The sequence below is a fragment of the Streptomyces montanisoli genome (genome assembly GCF_017813245.1).
Lineage (GTDB): Bacteria > Actinomycetota > Actinomycetes > Streptomycetales > Streptomycetaceae > Streptomyces > Streptomyces montanisoli.
The window spans coordinates 1-5731 of record NZ_JAGIQL010000266.1; the positions used below are offsets into that span (position 1 = coordinate 1).

Below are 5731 nucleotides of genomic sequence, written 5' to 3' on the forward strand. Positions count from 1 at the left end.
CGCACGACTCGCGCACCCGCAGCGCCGGCAGCAGCTCCAGGTGGCGGCGCGGCGCGTCCCGCTCGGCCTCGTCCGCCGTGAGCCGCTCGATCAGCAGCTCGGCCGCGCTGCGCCCCACCGCGCGCTTCGGCGGCGCGACCGCCGTCAGCGGGGTGTCGGCGAGCGCCGCGACCTCGTCGTCGTAGGTGACGAGCGCCAGGTCGCCTGGGACGTGGCAGCCCAGTTCCGCGAGGCGCCGCACCATGCGCGTGGCGTCCTCGTCGTTGTGCATGAGCGCGGCCGAGGCGCGCCCCTCGCGCACCAGCCGGTGCAGGGTCAGCGCGGCCTCCTCGAAGCGGCCGGGGTCACGCACGGCGGGCGTCGAGTCCAGTACGGGCGCGACGGTCCCGAGCCCCAGCGCGTCCAGCGCCTGCGCGTAACCGGAGCGCACGGCCTGGCCCGTCGGGCTGTCCGAGCGCGCGACGAGCACGGGCGTGCCGTGCCCGAGCCGCACGAGGTGGCGCACGGCGATGAGCACGCCGTGCGCGTGGTCGGAGCTGACCCGGTCGAGGCCGTCGAGCGGGCCCCCCGGCTCTCCCGTGCGCTCCACCAGCACGGTGTCGACGGGCAGCCGCGCGATCCACTCCGCGTACCGCGCGGGGTGCTCGGGCCCGGTCCAGCTCGGAGCGACGAGCAGGCCCTGCGCGCCGGCCGCGAGCAGCCCCGCCGCGTGCGAGGCGTCGTCCTCGGGGCGGTAGTCGGACACGCGCAGGATCAGCCGGGCGCCGAGCCGCGCCGCCGCCTCGTGCGCCCCGCGGATGATGTCCTGGAAGTAGTAGCCGGCGGCGGGCGCGAGCATGCCGATCACCGGGCTGCCGCCGCCGGGAGCCGTGCCCGCCGGGCCGCGCCGCTCGGGCCACGAGACGGAGCCGTGCGCCCGGTCGAGCAGCCCGCGCTCGGCCAGCGCCTCGGCGTCGCGGCGCGCGGTGACGGGCGAGACCCCGAGGTGTGCGGCGAGGTCGGCGACCCGGACGGTGCCGCGTTCGCGCACCAGGTTCAGCAGCCGGTCGTGGCGTTCCGCGGCCCCTTCGCGCACGACGGACCCGTCCTTTCGCGTATCGCGATCGAATCGCGGACGCGATTCGATCATTCGATCACTCTAGACGAGGCCGGGGGCTCCCGGTACGGGAGGTCAGACGCCGTCCGGGTGGACGGGGCCGTACTTGCGGCCCGCCTTCGACGTGATGCCGCCGAGCAAGCCGCGCGGCGCCAGCTTCGCCGCCCCCATCAGCGCCTTGTAGCGGGGGTCGGGGATCGAGATCGTCCTGCCGCGCGCCAGGTCCGCGAGTGCCGCGGTGACGACCTTGTCCGCGTCGAGCCACATCCAGCCGGGGATGTTGTCCGTCCCCATGCCCGCGCGCTCGTGAAACTCCGTGCGCACGAATCCCGGGCACAGGGCCATCAGCCGCAGCCCGTACTGCCGGACGTCGCGCGCCACGCCCTGGGTGAACTGGACGACCCACGCCTTCGACGCGCCGTACGTGCCCCGGGGCACGAAGGCGGCGGTGGACGCGACGTTGACGACGCCGCCGCGCCCGCGTGTCCGCATGCCCGCGACGGCCGCCGTGGTCAGCCGGAGCACCGCCTCGCAGTGCACCTTCAGCATGACGAGTTCGTCCTCGACGGGGACGTCGAGGAACGCGCCCTTCTGCCCGAAGCCCGCGTTGTTGACGAGCAGGTCGACCGGGTGCATGCGGTCGGAGAGACGCTTCTCGACGGCCTCGATGCCGTGGTCGGACGCGAGGTCGGCCTTGAGCACCTCGGCCTCGACGCGGTGGCGGTCGTGCAGCTCGGTGGCCTGCTCGCGCAGGCGCTCGACGTCGCGCGCCACCAGGACCAGGTTGTGCCCCTCGGTCGCCAGCCGCCGGGCGAACGCGGCACCGATCCCGGAGGTCGCGCCCGTAATCAAAGCAGTCGTCATAGGCGGCACCGTAGTGCCACCGCACGATCCGCGAATGTAGGTGTAATATACATTTACATGTATGAGGTGCAGGCCTGGTGGACTTCCGTACGGCGCAGCTTCGTGGCCGCGCTGAAGGTGGAGCGCGTCTTCTCCGACCGTTCCTAGTCAGTGGACAGGAGTGAGTCTTGGACCCATTTCTGCTCGCTGCGGACATCCCGAACGGTTTTGGGTGTCCTGGTCGCCCGCGTACGGTCCGCGTCCGGTGGCACGCATCGGGTGCGTGGTCCGGGGATGCGGGGGCGGGGTCCCTCACGCCCAGGGACAGACCGGTCGGCCTGGGCGGTCCGATGCCCGTGCACATCGCTCTGGTGTGCACGGGGCGGTGCCGTCCGACGCCTGATCGGGTGTCCCTGGGCGCGTCGCCCGATCGCGATGCTCGCCGCATCGTGCCGGGTGGTCTTACGCGTGGGGCCAGTCATGGGCTTTTGCCAGTGCTGGGCGCCCCACTTGCTGGTGTACGCCGGATCCACGGCGATGATCGCGATGCCGGTCGCGTCCGTCATGGAGGTCAGCCGGGCGCGGAGCCTGCCGGTTGGCATGCCGGAGATCAACTGCCTAAAGCGGCGCTTGCGCCCGTGCTTCTCTCTGGTCTTCTCGGCCTTGAAGTCGAGGTCTTCGACGGCGATGGCCTTCACACCGCACGTTCTCGCCCAGTGCAGCAGCCGGGTGAGGGCGTGGCGGACCTGCGCGTCGCGGTGTTGTGCGGTGCCGGTCAGGTCGTAGAAGAAGCGGCGCGGGTGGCCGATCGGGTTACCGTGAGCATCCAGGCGCCATGCGGCCAGGTGGTCGGCGTTCATGTCGACACCGATCACCCCTGCAGCCAGAGCCGCGCCCAGGGGCAGTGTTGGAGAGGCGGGGATCTGCCAGGAGGCGGTCACATACCAGCGCCCACGCTCCGGGTCGTGGTGGATGCGGTAGGCGACCGCCCGGTTGGCCTCGACGCGGTCGGCCCACTCCTGCCCGCGGTGGGTGAAGCGCGCCGTCGCGGTGAGGGTGTAGCGGCCGTGCGGGGCGTTGGCCAGATGAGCCAGTGGGGCGGGGAGTTTGATGCTGACCCGCCCCTCGGGGGTGAGGCGGAGGGTTTCGTTGCCGTAGCGTTTCCCGCTTTCCCCGTCCGCCTGCACAAACCAGCGGTCTGCCTCCCACCTCTGGCGCCACTGGGCTTGGGTGAGCTGGGCGGCGGGCAGGTGATGCCGCGTACGGGCCAGGCGTTTACCGCCCCGCACCACACGTACCCGTCCCGTCTCCCAGTCGGCACGCTCACGCGCAAGCCGGTTCTCCAGCATGTGCAGGCGGCGGGACTTGGCATGCCACTCCCGCCGGGAGTGGTACCCACCCGGCGCCCTCTTCGTGCCCTTCGCGCCTAGGGGCAGGGACAGGCGGTGGCGCAGCATCCGTACACCTGCCTCCAGGCTCTGCAGGTGGGCGAGGGTGCAGCGGCGGGCTAGTGCCCACTGATCGTGGGTGGCTTTGGTGAGCGCGCCCGCCCAGCGGGCCGACGACAGCGGCGTCAACTCCCGCTTACGCGCCGCCCACGCCTCGCCGTCATGCTCCAGACCGTCACGACAGCGCGCTTTGAGATCACGGCCGGCGAGTGAACCCAAATGGGCGCCCACCTGCCGCAGGACGTCCTCATCGAGGGTCGTCAAGCCCTTGAGACGGGTACGCGCCGCCACCCCGGAAGGACCGGGAACCACGAACGGCGGCGCAAGCTCCCGCATCACCCCACTCACCATCCCACCCCTCGACCCCAATCCGCGCGGCCCGAACACTGTCCCACCCCAGCCAACGAGCATCATCGGCAAAGGTCACGCATTCGACGTAAGAACCTGCATTCCCATGTGTCCCGCCACGGTCACCTGCGCTCGCTCACGCACGCCAGAGCAGCCTTATGTGCCGTCAGATACCAAAAGTTCCTGAATCCGTGGCCATCGCGCCGACCAGGCCGCCGTCGCCGCGGCGTCCGTGCTCGGCTGGGTCATGGGCGATCCGCTAGCCGGGGCGATGATGTCCGTCGGCGCGTTCATCTGCGGTATCGGCACGCTGCCCGCGCCGATCAGGCACAGCCGTGAACGCCGCCGCCCTCGGCGCCGGATTCACGCTCTCCGGCGTGTATCTGCACTCCATGGGCTGGTACTTCCTAGTCCCGCTCGGCGTCATCGCGTACGCCGCTGGCTGTGGCGCGCCCTCGGCGTCGCGCCGGGCACCCGCGCCTGCCTCGTCGTCATCGGCGTGGTGATCACGGCCGCCCTGTGGCCCTCCACGCAGGCCGGGCTGACCATGGTCGGCTGGATCGCCGCCGGCGCGGGGCTCTCGTGTCGATCCAGGAGTCCGTCCACGAGGTGTCGCGCTGCGCGGCGCTGCTGCACGAGAGGCTGCCGCGGAACGAGGCGGAGGCCGTGCCCGAGGCGGCGGAGATCGCCGCGCTGTTCTCACGCCACCTGGACGCTCTCGCCACAGCGGTGGCGGCGCGCGGCGCGCTGCCCGAGGGCGAGCTGCGCACCGCCTTCCACGAGGTGGCGGCCCGCAGCGGCCTCACCGACCTGGCGGACGCGGCGTCACCCGGCGGGGTCTCCCGCGCACGCGCCGGGGTGCTGGCGCTCGGACTGCGCACGGCGGAGACCCTGGACGCCCGACTGGCGCCTGCGGCAGCGCCGGGCGGCGAGCCCCGGCACGCGAGGCCGCGCGGTCTCGCCGCGCACCACTCGTGACCGGCGCGGCGGCCATGCGGGCCGGATCAGCGCGGGCGGGTCAGGCCTTGCAGCCCCACGCGTCCCGGTGGGCGTCGCAGTCCACGAAGGCCCTGACCTGCTCGTTGAGGATCCAGCGGGACGCCGGGTCAGCGGGAACGCCGGCGGCGAAGAACGGCTTCTTCCCGTCCTTGACGACGGTCTTGTGCGTGCCCTGAGAGTCGCTGTACTCAACGTCGATCACCCAGTCGCAGTCCTTCGTGCTGGTGACAGCCTCCACCCGAAGCGCTCCTGGCGTCGCGCCATCGCCCAGGTCGATCTTGCTGTACCGGAAGTACGGCTTTCCCTCGTGGGCCGTGCCCTCGCCGGTGGCGATCGCGGCGGAGTCCTGCTTGGTGAGGTCGAAGAGAAGGCCCTGCCGTGGCCCCGCGCCCTGCGACGGGACGCGGACCACGGTCGTGGCGGCGGCCGGCCGGCAGCGCACCGTACGGGCGTGCATGGCGTCGATGGTCAGGAGCGAGGTCCGGTCGCTGAACAGGTCAACGTAGGCCACGGTGGCCCATCCGTGAGTCGTCCAGGAGGGGGCCGTGACGGTGTGGGCGTCGGCCCTCCGCCGCAGTGCTGAGAGCGCCTTCCCGACGCCCGCGCGGCTTCCCAGTCCCTGCTTCTCGGCGGCGGTCAGCGGGCGGTCAAGCAGGGTGACGCCCCATCGGGTATTGCGTCTCGTAGCGGACCGTGACGGTGAACGGTGGCACCGCGTGGTCGAGCGAGTCGCCGACGGCCTTCTGGTGGCGGGCCACCGGCGCCGCGGTGAACCAGTCGAAGGCGAACCCCGCCACCAGCGAGGCGGCGCACGCGAGTGCCGTCACGGCGACGGAGAGCAGCGCCCACCTGACCCGGCGCCTGCGCGGCAGGCCGTCGGCGCCGGGGGACAGCCGCCGCAGGAGCAGCTCGCCGACGGGCGGTTCCCCGGACCCGGCGCCCGCACCCCCGTTCCCGCCGCCCCCGGGCGCACCCGCACCGGCCCCGCCACCGGCGG

5 protein-coding genes and 1 pseudogene are annotated in these 5731 nt (G+C 72.6%); 1 reads left to right on the forward strand and 5 read right to left on the reverse strand.

The genetic code is table 11. The features are described 5' to 3' along the window. From JFN87_RS31750 to JFN87_RS31760, 3 genes are all read right to left on the reverse strand, one after another. The coding region (locus JFN87_RS31750) for a substrate-binding domain-containing protein (protein ID WP_209345754.1) at nucleotides 1-1075 on the reverse strand (1075 nt) is incomplete at its 3' end. 96 nt (nucleotides 1076-1171) lie between these two features. Beyond that, on the reverse strand, nucleotides 1172-1960 hold the full coding sequence (locus JFN87_RS31755) for an SDR family NAD(P)-dependent oxidoreductase (protein ID WP_209345756.1): 789 nt from the start codon (nucleotides 1958-1960) through the stop codon (nucleotides 1172-1174). 143 nt (nucleotides 1961-2103) lie between these two features. Continuing rightward, nucleotides 2104-3723 carry a transposase gene (locus tag JFN87_RS31760; protein WP_245182787.1) on the reverse strand — a complete coding sequence of 540 codons (1620 nt, stop codon included), beginning with the start codon at nucleotides 3721-3723 and terminating at the stop codon, nucleotides 2104-2106. A 594-nt stretch (nucleotides 3724-4317) separates the two neighbouring features. Between JFN87_RS31760 and JFN87_RS31765 the strand changes: the two genes are divergently transcribed. Next, nucleotides 4318-4713 (forward strand): hypothetical protein, encoded by a 396-nt coding sequence (locus tag JFN87_RS31765; protein ID WP_209345760.1) that lies wholly within the window; start codon nucleotides 4318-4320, stop codon nucleotides 4711-4713. A gap of 40 nt (nucleotides 4714-4753) precedes the next feature. Here JFN87_RS31765 and JFN87_RS31770 read toward each other — a convergent pair whose 3' ends face one another. Both JFN87_RS31770 and JFN87_RS31775 read right to left on the reverse strand, forming a co-directional pair. Then, nucleotides 4754-5245 (reverse strand): hypothetical protein, encoded by a 492-nt coding sequence (locus JFN87_RS31770; RefSeq protein ID WP_209345771.1) that lies wholly within the window; start codon nucleotides 5243-5245, stop codon nucleotides 4754-4756. 136 nt (nucleotides 5246-5381) lie between these two features. Next, nucleotides 5382-5731 (reverse strand): annotated as a pseudogene (locus JFN87_RS31775) (hypothetical protein); the annotation flags it as partial.